The sequence below is a fragment of the Paenibacillus sanfengchensis genome, from assembly GCF_036864765.1.
GTDB classification, from domain to species: Bacteria; Bacillota; Bacilli; order Paenibacillales; family Paenibacillaceae; genus Fontibacillus; species Fontibacillus sanfengchensis.
In genome coordinates this window covers 618,695-635,435 of sequence record NZ_JBAGJC010000002.1, presented here as the reverse complement: position 1 = coordinate 635,435, position 16,741 = coordinate 618,695, and the positions used below count along the sequence as shown (strand labels likewise).

Here is a 16,741-nt window from a genome sequence, read left to right as displayed (position 1 = left end):
ATTCCGATGAATTTAGCCGTCAAGTGGATGCGAGAATTGAAAGACTGCGATAACAAGCTTAGGCTGAAAGGTTATCGGGACCAAGCGGAGTTCATCCGAAAACGGAATTTGGAAGCTTGGGACGATCAGCGGCTGCAAACGGAGTCTCTCCGGCTAAAAAAGGAGGCAGCATCGGGTACGCCTTTGGACGAGCTGCTTGTCGATGCGTATGCGCTAGTCTGCGAGGCGGCGAAGAGAACGCTCGGATTGCAGCCTTACGATGTCCAGATCATGGCTGCCGTCGCTCTTCATGAGGGATATTTAATTGAGCAACATACCGGCGAAGGAAAAACGCTCTCCGCGGTGCTGCCCGCTTATCTCAATGCGCTGACCGGCGAAGGCGTTCATGTGCTGACGTTTAACGATTACTTGGCTGATCGGGATGCGGAGTGGATGGGCCCGATCTATCATTTTCTCGGGTTAACGGTAAGGTCGGTTCAAGCTGGCATGAGCCTGTCCGAGAAAAGGGAAGCGTACGCCGCGGATATCACCTATGTGACGGCCAAAGAGGCGGGGTTCGATTATTTGCGCGACTCGATCGCATTGGTCGAAGCCGACACCGTGCATCGTCCTTTCCACTACGTCATCGTCGACGAAGCGGATTCGCTGCTTATCGACGAAGCGCGGGTGCCGCTCGTCATCGCCGGCGAGCCGGGCTCTTCCGAGAGCAACAACGGCACTCGTTTCGCGGAAGTGGCCAGGCAGCTTAAGCAGGGGGAGCATTTCGACTTCGACGAGTTCCAGCGGAATGTTTATTTGAATGAGGCGGGCGCCGCGAAAGCGGAGGAACTGCTGGGATGCGGCAATTTGTACGAAAGCCGTCATAGTGAGTTGTTATCGTCGTTAAATTGCGCGCTGCATGCGGAAGCGTTATTGAAAAAAGACGTCGATTACATCGTCCGTGACGGTAAAATCGAACTGATCGACGAATATACCGGCCGCGTGGCGGAGAATCGGCATTTACCGGAGGGGCTGCAAGCCGCGCTAGCGGCCAAAGAAGGGCTGCCCGTGAAAGCCGGAGGGAACATTCTCGGGACGATCACCCTGCAACACTTCCTTAGCCTATATCCGAAGATTTGCGGAATGTCGGCGACCGCGCAAGTTTCCGCCATGGAATTCGAAACGATTTATGCGCTCCAGGTCGTGCCAATTCCGCCGAACCGGCCCAACCGACGGATCGACTATCCGCACCGGATTTATACCCATAAAGAAGCCAAATTTAAGGCGCTTCTCCAGGAAATCTCGTCCGTTCATCGGACGGGACGGCCGATTCTCATCGGTACGTCAAGCGTCGAGGAGTCCGACAGGCTGGCGGAGGCGCTTGCGGCTCTCGGCGTCCCATGCCATGTTCTGAATGCGAAAAACGACGCGGAAGAAGCGGAGATCATCGCCAAAGCGGGAGAAATCGGCGCCGTGACGGTGTCTACGAATATGGCGGGACGCGGCGTCGACATCCGGCTCGGCGGTGGCAACCCCGCGCAAGCGGAAGTAGTCGCAGGGCTGGGCGGGTTGTACGTGATTGGTACGCATGTGCACGAAAGCATGCGGATCGACGACCAACTGCGCGGTCGTTCCGGCCGCCAAGGGGACCCGGGAGCTTCCGTATTTTTCGTAAGCTTAGAAGACGAGTTGATGCTGCGGTTCGGCATCGATAAAGCGATTCCGCCCGCCTATCGCGGTCTCAGGCAGGATGATGCTCTCGAAGAGTCGGTGCTCCGCGGCAAAATCACCCACATTCAGCGCGTGATTATGGGCCAGAACTTCCAGATCCGCCTGGAACTGAACCGTTATTCGGATATGGTGGAGGAACAGCGGCGTATTCTATACGAGGAGCGGCTCGGCATTTTGAAAGGCAAGACGAAGGTGAGCCCTTCGGAGCAGCGGGTGCGGCTTTATTTTATCGACAAGTTCTGGGCTGACCATCTGGCATACGTTTCTTACATTCGCGAAAGCATCCATTTGACGAGCCTGGTTAACCGCCATCCGATCGACGAATTCCATGCGCAAATCATCCAAGCCTTCGAGCAAATTCCGGCTAACATAAATAGAGAGACGGCGAATATGCTCGTAAAGCTCGGGGGTTCCAATGATCCGGCGTTGTGGGAAAAGTTCGGGCTGAAGAACCCTACTTCCACTCGGACTTATATCATCAACGATCAATACATGGAGTACTTGCAGAATCCCGGTTCATGGGGCGCAGGGACGGTACTCGCTTATTGGATGCGCAAGATGTTGAGGCCGGTATTCGGGTGGGAGAAATTTTAGATTAAAAAGAACAGGGGTGCCGGCTCCTGTCCTTTTCGTTAACGGTTGGATCAAGGCTTACAGATCGACTTTCCAGTTGCCCATCATCTTGGCGACTTCCGGATCGTGATACGATAAAAACAGACTTTTTCCCGTATCCAGGGTGGAGATTTGTTCAATATCTTCCGCGCTCAGCTCAAAATCGAAAATGTCGAAGTTTTCGACGATCCGCTCTTTGCGCACCGATTTTGGAATAACAACGACTCCACGCTGAACAAGCCACCGCAACACGACTTGGGCGACGGATTTGTTGTATTTTTCCGCGATCGAGACCAGGACTTTGTTGCCGAACAGGTTGCCCCGTCCTTCAGCAAACGGCGCCCATGACTGGTGCTGCACACCCTGCTGTTTCATAAAAGCGGCGCTCTCGAGCTGGTGGTAGAACGGGTGCGTTTCGATCTGGTTAACCGCGGGAACGATTTCGTTATGCACGATAAGGTCCATCAGACGGTCGGGATGGAAGTTGCTGACCCCGATCGCCTTGATTTTTCCTTCGCGATACAGCTCTTCCATCGCGCGCCAAGCGCCGTAGTAATCGCCGAACGGCTGGTGAATCAGGTACAGATCGAGATAATCCAGCTGCAGCTTCTTCAGGGATTTGGCAAAAGCCAGCTTGGCACTCTCGTAGTCGGCATCCTGAACCCAAAGTTTGGTCGTGATGAACAGCTCCTCACGCGGTATGCCGCTGCGTCTGATCGCGCGCCCGACCGCTTCCTCGTTCAGATAACCGGCGGCGGTGTCGATCAGGCGGTAACCGGCCATCAGTGCTTCATATACTGCGTTCTCGCATTCTTCTGCATCAGGGACCTGGTAAACTCCGAAGCCGATGATCGGCATGTTCACTCCGTTGTTCAGTGTTACGGTTTGCATGGCAACTCCTCCTTAGTTCAAATGTATAACGGCAAACGGCTGCGAATCCCGGGGATTGGCCTTATAGAGCGGCAGCTCCGCTTATCGCCGATTTGCGTTACAATAAGCTTAGGACCTTCGTGTTACACGAAGTCAAGCGCCTTTTATTATTTTTTTCCAAGGGGGATTTTACATGTATACGGTCAAAGAAGCCGCACAGATCACGGGACTCACTGAGCACGCTGTGCGCTTTTACACGGATAAAGGCCTGGTGCCGAGCATACAGCGCAATGAGCATAATATTCGGATGTTCGACGAAGAATCGATCAACTGGCTGTTTGGCGTCAAATGCCTTAAGCAATCCGGGATGCCGATCGAAGTCATTAAAATGTACATCGATTTATGTCTGGAAGGGGATTCGACCATTCCGCAACGCTATAAACTCATGATGGAGCATAAAGAGGCGGCGCTCATGAAGCTCGAAGAAGCCAAACGGCACATCGCCCATTTGGAGGAAAAAACCGCCCTGTATCAAGCCATTTTGGAGCACCGTTCGCCAGACACGACCAATCCGGCCAACTGGGATAGAATTCAACATATGCATGGGGATGTGTTTTACTCGCCCTCTGCCCGTAAGGCATGAGGGGTGGAGGCCCCATCAGACAACCTGGATGACGTAGAATTCCTGCAAATCTGCATGTTTTTTTCTCGTTCGGGGCCAAAATTTGAAAATTCCTGAGATTCTGCAGGAATTTTCGGCGAAACCGGCTCGTTTCTCTAAAATGGCTAGAAATGCCTGCAGATTTGCATCTTTTTTCGCATCCCCTCGGGAATCGGCTTAAATGCCTGCAGATTTGCATCTTTTTGGAGTTGGCCGTGTTGGAAGTGCGCTGGGCGGCTGACCTAGGCGAGTTGCATCGGGTGACGTACTTGGCTCTACAAAATGCGCCGCAAGGACAGCCCCTTGGGAGAACCGGTGGAACGAGCCTTAAAAAAACTAGTGCAAACATGCACTATGGAGGAGAATTGGATGTCGCAAGAGGCAATTGTTTTAGTAGCAAGTGTAACCATCTTTAATCATGATCAAGTCTTGATTATAAAAGAGAATAAGCCTAATGCTAGGGATAAGTGGAACTTTCCAAGTGGGCGTATGGAATATGGTGAGGACATTCTCCATACAGCTCGTAGGGAAGTTAGAGAAGAGACGGGGCTGGAAGTAAACCTGACGGGTACTACGGGTGTATATAATTTTAGGAGCCGTACGAACAATCAAGTTATTTTATTTCATTTTATAGGTGAGATGACCGGAGGGGTTTTAAATCTCGAAGAGGATGAAATTTCCGACAGCAAATGGGTGCAAGTACATGAGCTTGCCAAAATGGAAAATGAAGACTTACGGGAACCGGGTGTATTAAAGCAAATCATCGATAACTTATTAAAAGATAAGGTTCACTCCATAAGTATGTATAATGAGCAACTTAATAAATGAGTTAACGGGGAGCTTTATTGAGCAAAAAAGGACCATCAAACATGATGTGATGATGGTCTTTTCTCGTTATGAAACTTAAAACTCCTCCAAAACCTTGGATTTGTCGCCATAAACCTTATCCAGGTGATCCTCTCCCCAATAGCATAAATGGTCTAGCGCGGGCTTTAATCCCCAGCCGTAGGGGGTTAGCTTATACTCCACTTTAGGCGGGATTTCTTTATATACCTCTCGTGCTACAATCTCATCCTTTTCCAGGCCCCTTAGTTGAGTGGTCAGCATTTTTTGCGTAATATCGGGGATTAACCGGCGGAGCTCCGAAGTCCGTTTCGGGCCGGTCATCAAATGATAGATGATCAGAGGCTTCCATTTTCCCCCCATGACTTCTAATGCCGCCTCCACCCCAGCTCTATACTTTTTTCGAATGCTATTGTCCCTCGGTTCAGTCATCTTTACTCCTCCGTTAAAAGGATGTGTTTTTGCCAAGAACATAACTTCTTGGGCAGTTATCTAGAGTAGGGCACTTCCATGTTCCTATGGCACCCGTATCATCCTATAGCACGTGAAAGTGCGTACTTCCAGGTTATTCGAGTCCTGTTTATAATAGCATCAGCCAGGGATGATGGCTATAAGTTAACTGCTCAAGAAAGGTAGTGAAGATACAAGTATGAAAGTATTATGCGTTGTGTCGCACCCGAGAAAAGATTCCCTCACCTTTAAGGTTGCCGATCGTTTCGTGCAAGGTCTTGCCGAGGCCGGTCATGAATATGAGATATTGGACTTGCACGGGATTGGCTTTGACCCGGTTTTAAAAGAAATAGATGAACCGGATTGGTCAGCGGCGGAACAGACCTTTTCCCCTGAGGTGGAAAGGGAAATACGGCGAATGAAGGAGCATGATGCTCTGGCATTTATTTTTCCGGTTTGGTGGTGGCACTTGCCGGCCATGCTAAAAGGTTATATTGACCGTGTATGGAACAACGGGTTTGCGTACGGTTCAAACCAGCTTCATCACCAACAAGTCTTGTGGATCGGTCTGGCGGGCGTTTCCAAAGAGCAGATGAAAAAGCGTAATTATGATGAAATGATTACTCACCTGCTCAATGTGGGAATTGCGGATTATTGCGGTGTTTCCAATTCCAAGGTTGAATTTTTGTACGAGACTTTGGATTCCGATTCGAAGCATTATGAGATGCTGTTTCATCAAGCTTATCATTTAGGGTTGAATTATGCCTTGAAACAAAGCATATCCGGGGAAAATTAGTGATACAAATCCGGAAATAAGCGATAGTTGAATCACTGGGAATCAGGCCGCCGATTTTTCGGTGGCCTTCCGTGCATTTAAGTAAGCTGGATTCCACCTCCTGAATCGGTATTGGAAGATCGGTCTGTAAAAATGTCACGATTTCACTTGAACATTACGTAACGTCATGTTTTACAATAGAGCTACCGGTACATAGCTAGCGCCAAAGAGTGGAGATGGTTCATGAAGAAACATTGGAAGGTGGGGGAGCTCGCCAGGTTAACGGGGCTTACCGTTCGAACTTTGCGGTTTTATGATCAAATCGGGTTGTTCTCTCCGTCGGGACAAACGGAATCCGGCCACAGGCTGTACAATGAATCGGACTTGTCGCGTTTGCACCAGATATTATCGCTTAAGGAGCTGGGATTATCTCTCGAGGAGATTAAATCGGCCTTAAATGGCGGGCAGATCAGTCCGCTTGAGATCGTGGAACTGCAGATAGACCAAATCAAAGAACAGATTAAACTGCAGCAGAAACTATTGGAGCAGCTAAGATACGTATCCAAGCTTATGCAGGGCCAGGCGGAATTAACGGTTGAAGATTTCACGAGCCTTTTGCAGGCGATGAAGATGAGATTTGAGAAACCGGTCATTGAGCGGCAAACGAGTTGGGAGCGACATTTGGACCTGTTGGGAGATTTTCTTACCGAAGAGAATGGAATTTCGAAACGTAAGGAGGAAAATCAATGAAAGAACGATTCGTCAAGCATGGAACCTTCGTCGTAGAACGGATTTATGCCGCTCCGCCGGAGCGGGTGTATCAAGCATGGGCCGACCCGATGGCTAAAGCCAAGTGGTTTTCGAAGCCGGAGATCTTCGAGTTCCAGGTTGGCGGGCGCGAGTACAGCAGCGGCGGGCCGCCGGAAGGGCCGGTTTTTACCTTCGACGCCAGCTACCAGGAACTTGTTCCGGAGCAGCGTATTGTCTATACGTACACGCTGGATTCGGACGGCGTACGCATCTCCGTCTCGATCACAACGGTCGAGTTGATCAAGGTGGAGGGCGGTACGAAGCTGATTTTCACAGAGCAAGGCGCATTCTTTGACGGACATGATACGCCAGAAATACGGGAACACGGTACAAACATCATGTTGGATACACTGGGCAAGGTAGTAGAAGGGTAGAAGGGGAGGCTGGAACATGACGATAGCTGAAAATGAACTTATTGCTTCGCGCGAGTATGATGTCCCGCGGGAACTTGTGTTCCGGGCATGGACAACCCCAGATTTATTAGCAAAGTGGTGGGGACCGCAAGGCTTCAAGAATACGTTTCACGAGTGCGATATGAGGCCGGGAGGGACGTGGAAGTTCACCATGCACGGACCGGATGGCGTGGATTATCCTAACCATAATGTATTTGTTGAGTTCATACCGCCGGAGCGGGTCGTGATTGATCATCTAAACGTTCACGAATTTCGGGTAACGGCTACCTTCGAGGACTTCGATGGCCGCACCAGGGTCACCTTTCGTCAACTTTTCAAGATAAAAGAGGAGTTTGAACAAGCTAAGCCCATCTGCCTAGAAGCTAATGAACAGCAGCTGGACCGGCTTGGCAAGGTGCTGGCGGAATTGGCCGACTAGCTTTGCCAAGTGAGATCTGTATCTCCTTCGAAAAGAGCGCTACTTAATTTGAAGACTCTATATGTCGCCGTTCACAATCCCTGTCAGGAATCGGACGGCGACTTTTTGTTTTCTCTCCTCACCTCCTCCATAATCCCCCTCACGCCCTCTTCGATTCTCTCCGGCCTGACCCGCGGAATGCTGATTCGCAAAAACTTTTCCCGCTCAAGCCAGTTTGTCAAATAGAACGACTTTTCGGTCACCGCTTTCACTTGCCTCGCCGACAGGCGTTTTATCAGCGGATCCAAATTAACGGTTTGCGGCAGCTTTAAATTGGATATAAACGCCGGAGTCGACCCCGGATTCAGAACTGTATCGATACAATTCCGGAAACTTGTGGTTGTGGGTGTCCCCATTTCGCTTTACCATTTCAAGTATTCAGCCCCACGTCCGCGAATATGACAACACTATGGGGTTTAAGGAGGCACTTACTTCGATGAATTCATCCGGATTAAAACTTGCTTATCTATGCGCCATTATGAATGCGATGATTATAGGGTTTTCCTTTTTATTTACGAAGATTGCGCTCGAATTCGCCGACCCTATGGATACACTGACCTTCCGGTTTGCCGCGTCCTTTGCCGCGATGTCCATTCCCGTCCTGTTGGGCCGAGTCCGTTTGAACTACCGCGGAAAAAAGCTCGGCAAGGCGGTGCTCTTGGCTATTTTGTATCCATTGGCGTTTTTCGCGCTTCAATCTTACGGTCTAAAATATACCACGTCCAGCGAAGGCGGCATTCTGTTCGCTTTTACGCCGGTTTTAACGCTGCTGCTGGCGTTCTTGTTCCTGAAAGAAACGACCACGCTCCTGCAAAAGCTATCCATCTGTCTGTCGGTGAGCGGAGTCCTGTTCATCTTTATCATGAAAGGCGGCGGCATCGATTGGTCCAACATGACGGGAATAGTTCTCTTGTTCCTGTCCTGCCTGGCCATTGCGGGCTATAATGTGCTCGCGAGAAGGCTGCTCAAATCGTTCAGTCCTGCGGAGATCACGTATGTCATGCTGGGCATTGCTTTTGTTTCTTTCCTGGCCGTGTCGCTTGCCGGGCACACCGCCGCAGGTACACTCGATCAATTGTTCTCTCCGCTGGCCAGCGGTGCGTTTGTTGCGGCCATTCTCTATCTTGGCGTCTTGTCCACACTGGTTACGGCGCTTAGTTCCAACTATGCCTTGTCCCGAATCGAAGCCTCCAAAATGAGCGTATTCTCCAACCTGTCGACGATCGTGTCGATCGCTGCCGGAGCGCTTTTGCTTGGGGAGGAAATCAGAATGTATCATATCGTCGGTTCTGCGCTTATTATTGTCGGTGTCATTGGCACCAATCTGCTGGGGACTTCATTCTCGCCGAGCTTTCCAGCGAAATCGATCAAACGGCAATAGCAGTCTGGTATGCCGCAGAAACCGTGTATTTTCAAACGGTTCAAGGGATATCCTAAACACGGGTTCTCAATAGATCGCAAAGGAATGAGTGCTTGTGAAAACCGATCAATCGCATTTAACCGCAGCGGAGATGGGGAAACTCTGGGCAACATATGTGGGGAATACGATGGGGAAATGCGTGCTTAGTTATTTTCTTCAACATGTGGACGATAAAGAGATTAAAGAAAATTTACAATATGCCCTGGGGTTATGTGAAGAGTATATACAAACCATTGAGGCTATTTTTAAACAAGCCGATTTTCCGATCCCGGTCGGGTTTACGGACGAAGATGTAAACTTGGAGGCACCCCGACTGTATGAAGATGATTTCTATCTTCATTACCTGAAGTATTTGGGTAAGGCCGGGGTGAGTATTTATAGCGTGGCTATCCCCTTGGTGACAAGGAAAGATATCCGGGAATTCTTCGTCAAGGCCCTTCAGGATACCAGTAAATTAATGATCAATGTCATGGAGGCCTTACTCTCCAGAAATATATTAATGAATTCACCCGTCATCCCTCCGCCCCAAGGCGTGGACTTTATTACCAAGCAGAGTTTTTTAAATGCTTTTTTTGGAAAGGTGAGACCGCTGCAAGGATTGGAAATTGCCCATTTTTACGCAAACTTGAACAACGATATTACGAGTAAAGCGATCATTATTGGCTTTAGCCAGGTGGCGAGAAGTGAAAAGGTCAGACAATATTTGGAACGCGGGAAGATGATAAATCATAAACATATTGATCTGATGTCGGATAAATTGTCTAAAGACGGTTTGCCGCTCCCTCCGAGTATTGATCATTTGGTCAGACCCTCCACGGAGCCTCCGTTCTCGGATAAACTCATGGTTTACCATAAAATCGACATGTTCTCCATGAAGATTCGGGAATACGCCAATGGCGCATCACTGAATGGCAGAAAAGATATAGGTACTTTATATGCAAAATGCCAATTGGATGTATCGTTGTATGTGGAGGATGGCGCCAATCTTATGATTGACCAGGGTTGGTTGGAGCAGCCTCCAGAGGCTATAGACCGGGATGAATTGCACGCCGGACATTAACAGCTTGCCAGGGCCATCCCGCCAAGGATGGCCCTGCTTGCCGTCACAGATTGTTGTGTGTGGTACGGGTACGATTTTGATTTAAGCTTTAGGGCAGAAGAGCTTAAATTCTTGCTTAAGGGAAATACTGTACATATCCTATGTAACCGAGGTTATGCGTCTTATGACAATGGAAATAATCATATTAATTGTAGTATGGAGTTTAACCATTCTGCTGTTGCTAGCTACGACACCGCGTAATAAAATTCGAGAAGCGTTTGTCATATTTTCTTTTAAGCAAATACTTACCTGGTTTTTAGGCCTACTAGTTGTACAGTACAAACTAATTGAATATCCGGTACGTATGTTTCCCTATGCATCGCGAAGTAGTTTTTCGTTCGAGTATTTTATCTTTCCCGCTCTCTGCGTCGTGTTTAACATGAAATTTCCGGAAAACAAAACCAACATCCATAAAACACTCTGGTTTTTGTTTTTTCCGAGCTGGATGACCATTTTGGAGGTATTGTTGGAAAAGTACACCAACCTCATTCGCTACATCGCTTGGAGTTGGTACTGGACGTGGGCCTCCCTTTTAATTACCTTTTTCTTGTCCCGTATTTTTTATCTTTGGTTTATGAAAAAACAAACCGGTGGGACAAAGGGTTGAAGTTGAACCGTAATTAATGGAGGATAGAGTTAAAAGCCCCTTGGAGGTACGTGTTCTATGTTAACCAACGGGTCAATGAGAAGCTGGGAGGACATCATTCCGCCAAGAGCCTCATGTATTCCGTGGATTTTGATGAGATCAAAAGTCTTCAGTATCAGGGGAAATGGGATGAGGCCACGAAAATCATGATGGATGCGGCGGAAAAGTTGGAATCCGGCGGGGCTGATTTCATCGTGATTTGTACCAATACGATGCACGTTCTTCCAACCTGTCCAGGAGCTCCTTCGGCGCTTCCCTGACCTGGATATCCCCGCCCAGGAAAAGAAGCCAATTGGTGATTTCGGTCAATTCTTCGGGCTTATCCACAGGGATAAAAGTCTTCAGAATGGCCGTGGTTTGATAAGGGTTCGTATAGGAGACGGAAGCCTTTAAAGGATGGTATTTCTTGTACTGGGCGATGGCTTTTGGGCCCAGATCCAGGACAAGGTTGATTTCTTCTTCCTGCTTGCTCAGGATTTCCAGAATCTTTTTCCGGCTTAACCTTTTTTTCGGCGAGAAGGGTGTGACATCGGTGAGCCCGTCGACGGGAAACAGCCGTTTCCTTTCTTCCAGCAAGTCAAATCCCTCCATCAGCCAAAGGCCCTTTTGATGAAAAAGGTGCAGGAGATAGATGGGGTAAGATTTGATCTCCTTCGCTTCTTCGATCGTAATCCGCAAATAGCTGTCCGTAAGCAGGTTTTGGATGAGCTTTTCCAACATAGGGTGGGGGAGGTCCGAAAGCTCAAGCAGGTCGGGATTATGCGGGTTGGTTCCTTCAAACAGCAGGATTTGATTCAAAAGAACAAGGTCGTCCTGCTGGTTGGTCGAAATGAGGCCCAGTAATTTCTCGGCTAGAGATTGACGGCTCTTCAGATAGGGAAGCTGCGCATTTCTTGTGGCCATAAAGGCGATAAAAAGGGCTTTGACCTCATTATCGGTAAAACGAACGCCAGGGAGGAGCGTGTTGTGCATGACAAAATATCCCCCATCCCTTCCGACCTCGGCGACAAGCGGCATCCCCAAGGCCTCGATTTCCCGGATATCCCGAATGGCTGTTGAACGGGAGATCTGAAATTCGCGCATGATTTCGGAAATGGTAAATTGGGAACGATTATTGATATACCGCATGATCGTATTAATCCGTTCAACTTTTTTCATCGCGACTCCTAAATGGTATCATTTTTTGACATGATTAAAGATTATCATAAGTCTATCAAGTGAAGAACACAAATTAAATAAAAAAGAAGGAAGGTTATGAACATGGCAAACTATCAATTGGAAGAAAAAGAGGGCTTTATCGTTTACGGTCTGGGCACCGAGCTGAAGAGCGATTACACGGACTATGCCGGCATTAACAAGGAAAAATCGGACTTTTGGCAGGCGGTCAATCATGACGGAAGGCTGGACACTTTAAAATCTATGGCCGCCAACGACTATGTATTTGCCGTAAACGAAGCGGTGAACAACAAGATGATGTATTATGCCGGAGTTTTGACCGAGTCATCGGCGCCGGGGTCGGCATCAGCAGCGGAGGGTTCCCGGGTTATTCAATTCCCTAAAGGGGAATACCTGGTGGTTAAAGGAGAAGGGGCGACGGCCGATGTATTGAGTAATCAGCTTGCCGGGATTGCCTTCGGCCAAGTCTTGCCTGAAGTCAGCCATGTCGCGTATGTAGGCGGGCCGAATGCAACGGTGATCATGGGGCAGCGGGACGGCCAGGTGTTTGGCGAAATGTGGATTCCCGTCGTTAGGAAATAATCGGATAAAAAGGAGCCGTGGTGGAGATGTCCTATATTGTTGATTTTAAAAATGTGTCCACGATCGGTTTGGAGTCTTCACCCGTAGCGGAAGCGCTGGCCGGTTTGCGCGCGAATGAAGCCCGCTACTTCATGAATAAATACAAGCATGAATTTGCGGTGGAACCCGCCGGCGAAAGCCAGGAGACCCTTGATTATGTGAACCGGATTTTGAAAGAGGAACGCGGTATCGAGTTTGCGGCCAAGCCTCTGGAAACGTCGCGTTTTCAAGTGGAGAATATCCAATGGGCCTTCGTCTTTTATGAGGATGGCTTGGGGGTCAATGTCTTGTATACCGTAGATGACCCGAAGAAACGGGCGGTTGGTTTTAAACTCTCCGAGGGGATGGAGGTTCCCCGGGAGTTGGAAGAGAAGAAGTTCAAGTTTGCCCGCCAGAAATCCAAACTGGCCGGAACGATTCGGGGCTCGTTTTTCGTAATAAAAGGAGAATATTAAAGTAAAAATAATTTAAAGGCTATGTAACCGAAAGGTTCAACCTCGCTGCAGTTGGGGTTGGGCCTTTTTTTATGGTCTGAAATGGAGGAGAGTTGGGATGGCGACGAAAGAAGGGCTTCTTAGAAGACTTGATGAAATCGGAGGTTCACTGGCGCGAAGAGGTGAAGCGCTGTTGCTATTGGGAGTCGGATCGGTTGGGGTGGAAACGGATCGAATCGATGCTTATTCGGATTTGGACTTTTTCGTAGTAGTGAAGCCGGGGTATAAACAAGGGTATATTGAGAGGTTCGATTGGCTGGAGGAGGTGTATCCGTTGGCATATACTTTTCGGAATACGGCGGACGGATACAAGATCTTGTTCGAAGACGGAATATATGGCGAGTATGCCGTGTTCGAGGAGAACGAGATGGAGCATATCGCATACTCGGAGGGAAGAATTGTTTGGATGGATCCGGCTTGCACGAATCCGGAGATCGCTAAGGGCGGAAGGAGAACAGAGACGCAACGAAGAGAGGGGCTTGATTTTCCGCTGAATGAGGCTTTAACCAACTTGTACGTGGGACTATGCCGATATGCCCGGGGAGAGAAACTCTCCGCAGCGCGGTTCGTCCAGAGCTATGCCGTGGATAACATCCTGTCCGCTCTGCATCTGTTAGAGAAGGAGGAGGCGTATTTCCCGGATGTATTCGGTGAGGAGCGGCGGATGGAAAAGAGATACCCTTCTTTTGCAGAACGGGTGGGCGATATGATTCTGGGATACGAACGAACCCCGGAATCGGCGCTGCACATTCTTCGTTACCTGGAAGAAGTGTATCCCGTTAACGCCAGAATGAGCATGGAAATTAGACGATTGGCCCATCTTCTTTGCTGATGCAAAAGTTCCGGAGATCATAAACGGCGAGCCCATCAAGCGATTTTCGGCGTACACATGACCCATTCGCACAAGCAGTCAGCCCGCCCCTGGCGTAAACTGAAGTACAACTCAGTGATCGAGGTGAACTTCATGGCACAATCGAAAGAGATACGTGCGCGGGCGAAGAAGCTGCAGGGCTGTCCGGTATGTGTCACCCTGAACAGCGGAGAGACTTACGTCGGCTTCATCACCGACGTGAATCCCGGCGGGTTGGAACTTGCCAGCGCTGGAGCCCTCCCACGCGCTTCTTCCGGGAAGCAAAGCTCCCGATCCCTCAAAAACAGAGCGGGTGCACATCCCCCGGGCGTCCGTCCCGGCAAACGGAGAAGCGGCGCGCGCAAACCGTCCGGCCATTCGCGTTCCCGCAAGCCGGACGCCAAGGTGTCGGCATTCCTCCCGATAATGGGCTCGCTGTTCGGCGGCTTGGGCGGGCCTGGCGGCACCGCTGCGGGCACAGGAGGGCTTGGCGGTATGCTCGGCGGCGGCCTGCGGCTGTTCGGCATGATTCGGAGATTTGTTCCGCTCGTGAAGATGGGCTACGGCATGATCAAGTCCATTCGCCCGTTTCTCGGCGCCGTTCAAGGCTTGATGGGTCCGGCCACGCCGGATAACGAATAGTCGTAAACCTCCGGTCGTAGTTGTCGGTAACGGAGATCATAGAGCTAGTTGTTTTGCTTTTTGTTGCCTAAGCCTCAAACTAACAGACAGGAGCTGACCCAGTTGGGCCAGCTCCTGTCTTATTATAGCTTTGCCGTAAGGCCTCTTCTACCCGGGCCTCTGCGAACCAGAGCTTTACCGACCAAGGCCATTACAAGGACTCGGCTTTTCAGAACAGTAGGATTTTCCGACCGGGACTTATGCAAAAAATATTCATGATGAGCCATCGCCATTAGAAGGATGCTCACCGGACGCTCCTGTGGTAAACTATGACAAAACGCACAAATCAATTTTCCCCGTCAAAAGGAGGCTACTATGAGCGAGACGGCAGTGGATCTGCAGTTATTGGAGAATTTAAAGCCGGGGCTAACCTCGTTTTGCTACCGAATGCTGGGATCCATCGATGACGCTGACGATGCGGTTCAGGAAACTTATATCCGGGTTTGGCAAAGCTGGGGCTCCTTTAGGCAGGAATCATCGTACAAAACATGGGTCTATCGAATCGCCTCCAACCTGTGTCTGGACAAACTAAGACAAGCCAAGCGCCGTACTCTGCCCGTCGATCTGTCCGATCCGGCGGTCTCCATCGTCGAACCCCGCGAAACGTTGCCCGATTCCTCCTGGATCTGGCTTGCTCCCGATTTTGGGGAGAATCCCGAAGATGTGCTTATTCGCAAAGATACGCTGCAGCTCGCTTTCATCGCACTCTTGCAAACTCTACCGCCTCGTCAACGTGCCGTTCTTATTCTAAAGGATGTCTTCGACTGGTCCTCCAAACAGATCGCCGATACGTTGGGGATGTCGCCGGCCGCCGTGAACAGCGCTTTGCAGAGAGCCAGGGAAACCTTGAACCGGACCCGGCTGCGTTCCGACGAGCTCAGCCGGATGGACGCCGAGCCTGATCATGAGCTGCTGTCACGGTATGTGGAGGCCTTTGAACAATTTGATATCGATGCGCTGGTCGCGTTATTTCATGAGGAAGGCTGTATGTCGATGCCGCCTTTTGCCATGTGGGTGCGTGGCAGAAACGATCTGTTCGAGTTTTTTTCGTTGACCCGGCCGCATTGTGAGGGCTCCCGCTTTGTGCCGATTACGGTAAATGGCGGATATCCCGCCTTTGCGCAATATATGCCGAATCCGGAAGACGCCGGGGTCCTCATCCCTTGGGGAATTCATGTGCTTGAAATCAAGGATAATCAGATCCTCCACGTCCAAAATTTCATTAACACCAAATTATTTTTACGTTTTGGGCTGCCGGAGCAGATCCACCGATGAATTTTGAATTCGAATGACGTCTATATTATTGATAAACAAAAAACGATGATATTGAGAGAGGTGTCTTTCAAAATGGAAACGAATCAACCGACGAAAGTAACCGTTCAGGCAGTCATTCAAGCGCCAATTGAAAAGGTATGGAGCTATTGGACGGAGCCGCAGCACATTACGAAGTGGAACCAAGCTTCCGAGGATTGGCATGCGCCAAGAGCGGAGAATGATTTGCGGGCCGGCGGCAAATTTACGACCCGAATGGAAGCGAAGGATGGCAGCATGGGTTTTGATTTTGGCGGGGTCTATGACGAAGTGAGGACGCATGAATGGATCTCTTATACGATGGGAGATGGGAGAAGGGTCGAAATCTCCTTTAGCGGCCAAGGCAACGAAACGAAGGTCGTCGAAACGTTTGACGCGGAAAGCACGCATCCGGTGGAATTCCAGCAAGCGGGCTGGCAAGCGATTATGGATAATTTTAAAAAGTACACGGAAGAATCCTAGGCATAACCCCTGGCGCCCCATTGGGCGCTTTTATTTTTTTGTGCTATATAGGTTGAACTATTGATTTGCATATTAGACAGCGGTGTAAAGGGTTCTTTTCACAGTCTTAACCTGCAACTAATGGTTTGGTTCGAATTAAAGGGAATTCTTCCCGTTAATTGGGTACATATGCGGCTGCAGAGGCGAATTAGCTGGAAAACCTCCCGTTAATTCGCTTGAAATTGTATATATCGGCAATAGGGCCGCGAAATAGATGGAGCTTTTCCAGCTAAATCCGATCGAGGGGCCAAGAGCGGTACATTAACGGGAAATTTTCCCGTTAATGATGCAGACTCCGACGGCGGGACTTTATATCTACAACCTTATCACATCCTTGCCCA

21 protein-coding genes are annotated in these 16,741 nt (G+C 49.6%); 17 read left to right on the top strand and 4 right to left on the bottom strand.

The features are described 5' to 3' along the window. Positions 1 to 6: 6 nt before the first annotated feature. Positions 7 to 2,304 carry a preprotein translocase subunit SecA gene (locus V4U84_RS06170; protein ID WP_334076917.1) on the top strand — a complete coding sequence of 766 codons (2,298 nt, stop codon included), beginning with the start codon at positions 7 to 9 and terminating at the stop codon, positions 2,302 to 2,304. A 57-nt stretch (positions 2,305 to 2,361) separates the two neighbouring features. Here the strand turns inward: V4U84_RS06170 and V4U84_RS06165 are convergent, their stop codons facing one another. Then, a complete protein-coding gene (locus V4U84_RS06165; protein WP_334072583.1) occupies positions 2,362 to 3,213 on the bottom strand; it encodes an aldo/keto reductase in 852 nt (283 codons plus the stop codon). 172 nt (positions 3,214 to 3,385) lie between these two features. Between V4U84_RS06165 and V4U84_RS06160 the strand changes: the two genes are divergently transcribed. Then, a complete protein-coding gene (locus V4U84_RS06160; protein ID WP_334072582.1) occupies positions 3,386 to 3,835 on the top strand; it encodes a MerR family transcriptional regulator in 450 nt (149 codons plus the stop codon). A gap of 387 nt (positions 3,836 to 4,222) precedes the next feature. Next, a complete protein-coding gene (locus V4U84_RS06155) occupies positions 4,223 to 4,681 on the top strand; it encodes an NUDIX hydrolase (RefSeq protein ID WP_334072581.1) in 459 nt (152 codons plus the stop codon). Positions 4,682 to 4,756: 75 nt separating this feature from the next. On the opposite strand, the gene V4U84_RS06150 is transcribed toward V4U84_RS06155, so the two are convergent. After that, a complete protein-coding gene (locus V4U84_RS06150) occupies positions 4,757 to 5,128 on the bottom strand; it encodes a winged helix-turn-helix transcriptional regulator (RefSeq protein ID WP_334076916.1) in 372 nt (123 codons plus the stop codon). Between the two features lie 217 nt (positions 5,129 to 5,345). Here V4U84_RS06150 and V4U84_RS06145 point away from each other — a divergent pair, with 217 nt between their 5' ends. The 4 genes from V4U84_RS06145 (at position 5,346) to V4U84_RS06130 (ending at position 7,562) form a co-directional block, all read left to right on the top strand. Continuing rightward, positions 5,346 to 5,942 (top strand): NAD(P)H oxidoreductase, encoded by a 597-nt coding sequence (locus V4U84_RS06145; RefSeq protein WP_334072579.1) that lies wholly within the window; start codon positions 5,346 to 5,348, stop codon positions 5,940 to 5,942. Positions 5,943 to 6,164: 222 nt separating this feature from the next. Next, complete coding sequence (locus V4U84_RS06140; protein ID WP_334072578.1) at positions 6,165 to 6,671, top strand: MerR family transcriptional regulator; 507 nt, start codon at positions 6,165 to 6,167, stop codon at positions 6,669 to 6,671. Next, a complete protein-coding gene (locus tag V4U84_RS06135) occupies positions 6,668 to 7,105 on the top strand; it encodes an SRPBCC family protein (RefSeq protein WP_334072577.1) in 438 nt (145 codons plus the stop codon). The genes V4U84_RS06140 and V4U84_RS06135 overlap by 4 nt, the downstream gene beginning before the upstream one ends. A gap of 16 nt (positions 7,106 to 7,121) precedes the next feature. Beyond that, complete coding sequence (locus V4U84_RS06130; protein WP_334076915.1) at positions 7,122 to 7,562, top strand: SRPBCC family protein; 441 nt, start codon at positions 7,122 to 7,124, stop codon at positions 7,560 to 7,562. 83 nt (positions 7,563 to 7,645) lie between these two features. Here V4U84_RS06130 and V4U84_RS06125 read toward each other — a convergent pair whose 3' ends face one another. Continuing rightward, positions 7,646 to 7,957, bottom strand: a complete 312-nt coding sequence (locus tag V4U84_RS06125) for a hypothetical protein (protein WP_334076914.1) — start codon at positions 7,955 to 7,957, stop codon at positions 7,646 to 7,648. Between the two features lie 80 nt (positions 7,958 to 8,037). Between V4U84_RS06125 and V4U84_RS06120 the strand changes: the two genes are divergently transcribed. The 4 genes from V4U84_RS06120 (at position 8,038) to V4U84_RS26905 (ending at position 11,026) form a co-directional block, all read left to right on the top strand. Beyond that, complete coding sequence (locus tag V4U84_RS06120) at positions 8,038 to 8,982, top strand: DMT family transporter (protein ID WP_334076913.1); 945 nt, start codon at positions 8,038 to 8,040, stop codon at positions 8,980 to 8,982. A gap of 94 nt (positions 8,983 to 9,076) precedes the next feature. Then, the gene (locus V4U84_RS06115; protein ID WP_334072573.1) at positions 9,077 to 10,081 is read left to right on the top strand and encodes a DUF3231 family protein; all 1,005 of its coding nucleotides are present in this window, start codon (positions 9,077 to 9,079) and stop codon (positions 10,079 to 10,081) included. A 154-nt stretch (positions 10,082 to 10,235) separates the two neighbouring features. Continuing rightward, positions 10,236 to 10,727: a CBO0543 family protein gene (locus V4U84_RS06110; protein WP_334072572.1), complete on the top strand. Its 492-nt coding sequence runs from the start codon at positions 10,236 to 10,238 to the stop codon at positions 10,725 to 10,727. 113 nt (positions 10,728 to 10,840) lie between these two features. Further along, on the top strand, positions 10,841 to 11,026 hold the full coding sequence (locus V4U84_RS26905) for a hypothetical protein (RefSeq protein WP_416367215.1): 186 nt from the start codon (positions 10,841 to 10,843) through the stop codon (positions 11,024 to 11,026). On the opposite strand, the gene V4U84_RS06105 is transcribed toward V4U84_RS26905, so the two are convergent. After that, positions 10,956 to 11,924: a helix-turn-helix transcriptional regulator gene (locus V4U84_RS06105; protein WP_334072571.1), complete on the bottom strand. Its 969-nt coding sequence runs from the start codon at positions 11,922 to 11,924 to the stop codon at positions 10,956 to 10,958. The genes V4U84_RS26905 and V4U84_RS06105 overlap by 71 nt on opposite strands. 102 nt (positions 11,925 to 12,026) lie before the next feature. On the opposite strand from V4U84_RS06105, the gene V4U84_RS06100 reads away from it, so the two are divergent. The 6 genes from V4U84_RS06100 to V4U84_RS06075 all read left to right on the top strand — a co-directional run bounded on the left by V4U84_RS06100 (position 12,027) and on the right by V4U84_RS06075 (position 16,361). Then, positions 12,027 to 12,524: a GyrI-like domain-containing protein gene (locus V4U84_RS06100; RefSeq protein WP_334072570.1), complete on the top strand. Its 498-nt coding sequence runs from the start codon at positions 12,027 to 12,029 to the stop codon at positions 12,522 to 12,524. 26 nt (positions 12,525 to 12,550) lie between these two features. Beyond that, positions 12,551 to 13,018 (top strand): phage tail protein, encoded by a 468-nt coding sequence (locus V4U84_RS06095; RefSeq protein WP_334072569.1) that lies wholly within the window; start codon positions 12,551 to 12,553, stop codon positions 13,016 to 13,018. A 97-nt stretch (positions 13,019 to 13,115) separates the two neighbouring features. Beyond that, positions 13,116 to 13,889 (top strand): hypothetical protein, encoded by a 774-nt coding sequence (locus tag V4U84_RS06090; protein ID WP_334072568.1) that lies wholly within the window; start codon positions 13,116 to 13,118, stop codon positions 13,887 to 13,889. Positions 13,890 to 14,021: 132 nt separating this feature from the next. Beyond that, a complete protein-coding gene (locus V4U84_RS06085) occupies positions 14,022 to 14,549 on the top strand; it encodes a hypothetical protein (protein ID WP_334072567.1) in 528 nt (175 codons plus the stop codon). 324 nt (positions 14,550 to 14,873) lie between these two features. Then, complete coding sequence (locus tag V4U84_RS06080; protein ID WP_334076940.1) at positions 14,874 to 15,863, top strand: sigma-70 family RNA polymerase sigma factor; 990 nt, start codon at positions 14,874 to 14,876, stop codon at positions 15,861 to 15,863. A gap of 72 nt (positions 15,864 to 15,935) precedes the next feature. Next, the gene (locus V4U84_RS06075) at positions 15,936 to 16,361 is read left to right on the top strand and encodes an SRPBCC family protein (RefSeq protein WP_334072564.1); all 426 of its coding nucleotides are present in this window, start codon (positions 15,936 to 15,938) and stop codon (positions 16,359 to 16,361) included. Positions 16,362 to 16,741: the final 380 nt, after the last annotated feature.

Excerpts from the sequence above, each read along its gene's own strand:
- V4U84_RS06150 (WP_334076916.1), bottom strand. The coding sequence starts at position 5,128 with ATGACTGAACCGAGGGACAATAGCATTCGAAAAAAGTATAGAGCTGGG.
- V4U84_RS06130 (WP_334076915.1), top strand. The coding sequence starts at position 7,122 with ATGACGATAGCTGAAAATGAACTTATTGCTTCGCGCGAGTATGATGTC.
- V4U84_RS06170 (WP_334076917.1), top strand. The coding sequence starts at position 7 with ATGAATTTAGCCGTCAAGTGGATGCGAGAATTGAAAGACTGCGATAAC.
- V4U84_RS06085 (WP_334072567.1), top strand. The coding sequence starts at position 14,022 with ATGGCACAATCGAAAGAGATACGTGCGCGGGCGAAGAAGCTGCAGGGC.
- V4U84_RS06155 (WP_334072581.1), top strand. The coding sequence starts at position 4,223 with ATGTCGCAAGAGGCAATTGTTTTAGTAGCAAGTGTAACCATCTTTAAT.
- V4U84_RS06145 (WP_334072579.1), top strand. The coding sequence starts at position 5,346 with ATGAAAGTATTATGCGTTGTGTCGCACCCGAGAAAAGATTCCCTCACC.
- V4U84_RS06135 (WP_334072577.1), top strand. The coding sequence starts at position 6,668 with ATGAAAGAACGATTCGTCAAGCATGGAACCTTCGTCGTAGAACGGATT.
- V4U84_RS26905 (WP_416367215.1), top strand. The coding sequence starts at position 10,841 with ATGTATTCCGTGGATTTTGATGAGATCAAAAGTCTTCAGTATCAGGGG.
- V4U84_RS06095 (WP_334072569.1), top strand. The coding sequence starts at position 12,551 with ATGTCCTATATTGTTGATTTTAAAAATGTGTCCACGATCGGTTTGGAG.
- V4U84_RS06160 (WP_334072582.1), top strand. The coding sequence starts at position 3,386 with ATGTATACGGTCAAAGAAGCCGCACAGATCACGGGACTCACTGAGCAC.
- V4U84_RS06090 (WP_334072568.1), top strand. The coding sequence starts at position 13,116 with ATGGCGACGAAAGAAGGGCTTCTTAGAAGACTTGATGAAATCGGAGGT.
- V4U84_RS06120 (WP_334076913.1), top strand. The coding sequence starts at position 8,038 with ATGAATTCATCCGGATTAAAACTTGCTTATCTATGCGCCATTATGAAT.
- V4U84_RS06110 (WP_334072572.1), top strand. The coding sequence starts at position 10,236 with ATGCGTCTTATGACAATGGAAATAATCATATTAATTGTAGTATGGAGT.
- V4U84_RS06125 (WP_334076914.1), bottom strand. The coding sequence starts at position 7,957 with ATGGGGACACCCACAACCACAAGTTTCCGGAATTGTATCGATACAGTT.
- V4U84_RS06100 (WP_334072570.1), top strand. The coding sequence starts at position 12,027 with ATGGCAAACTATCAATTGGAAGAAAAAGAGGGCTTTATCGTTTACGGT.
- V4U84_RS06075 (WP_334072564.1), top strand. The coding sequence starts at position 15,936 with ATGGAAACGAATCAACCGACGAAAGTAACCGTTCAGGCAGTCATTCAA.
- V4U84_RS06165 (WP_334072583.1), bottom strand. The coding sequence starts at position 3,213 with ATGCAAACCGTAACACTGAACAACGGAGTGAACATGCCGATCATCGGC.
- V4U84_RS06140 (WP_334072578.1), top strand. The coding sequence starts at position 6,165 with ATGAAGAAACATTGGAAGGTGGGGGAGCTCGCCAGGTTAACGGGGCTT.
- V4U84_RS06105 (WP_334072571.1), bottom strand. The coding sequence starts at position 11,924 with ATGAAAAAAGTTGAACGGATTAATACGATCATGCGGTATATCAATAAT.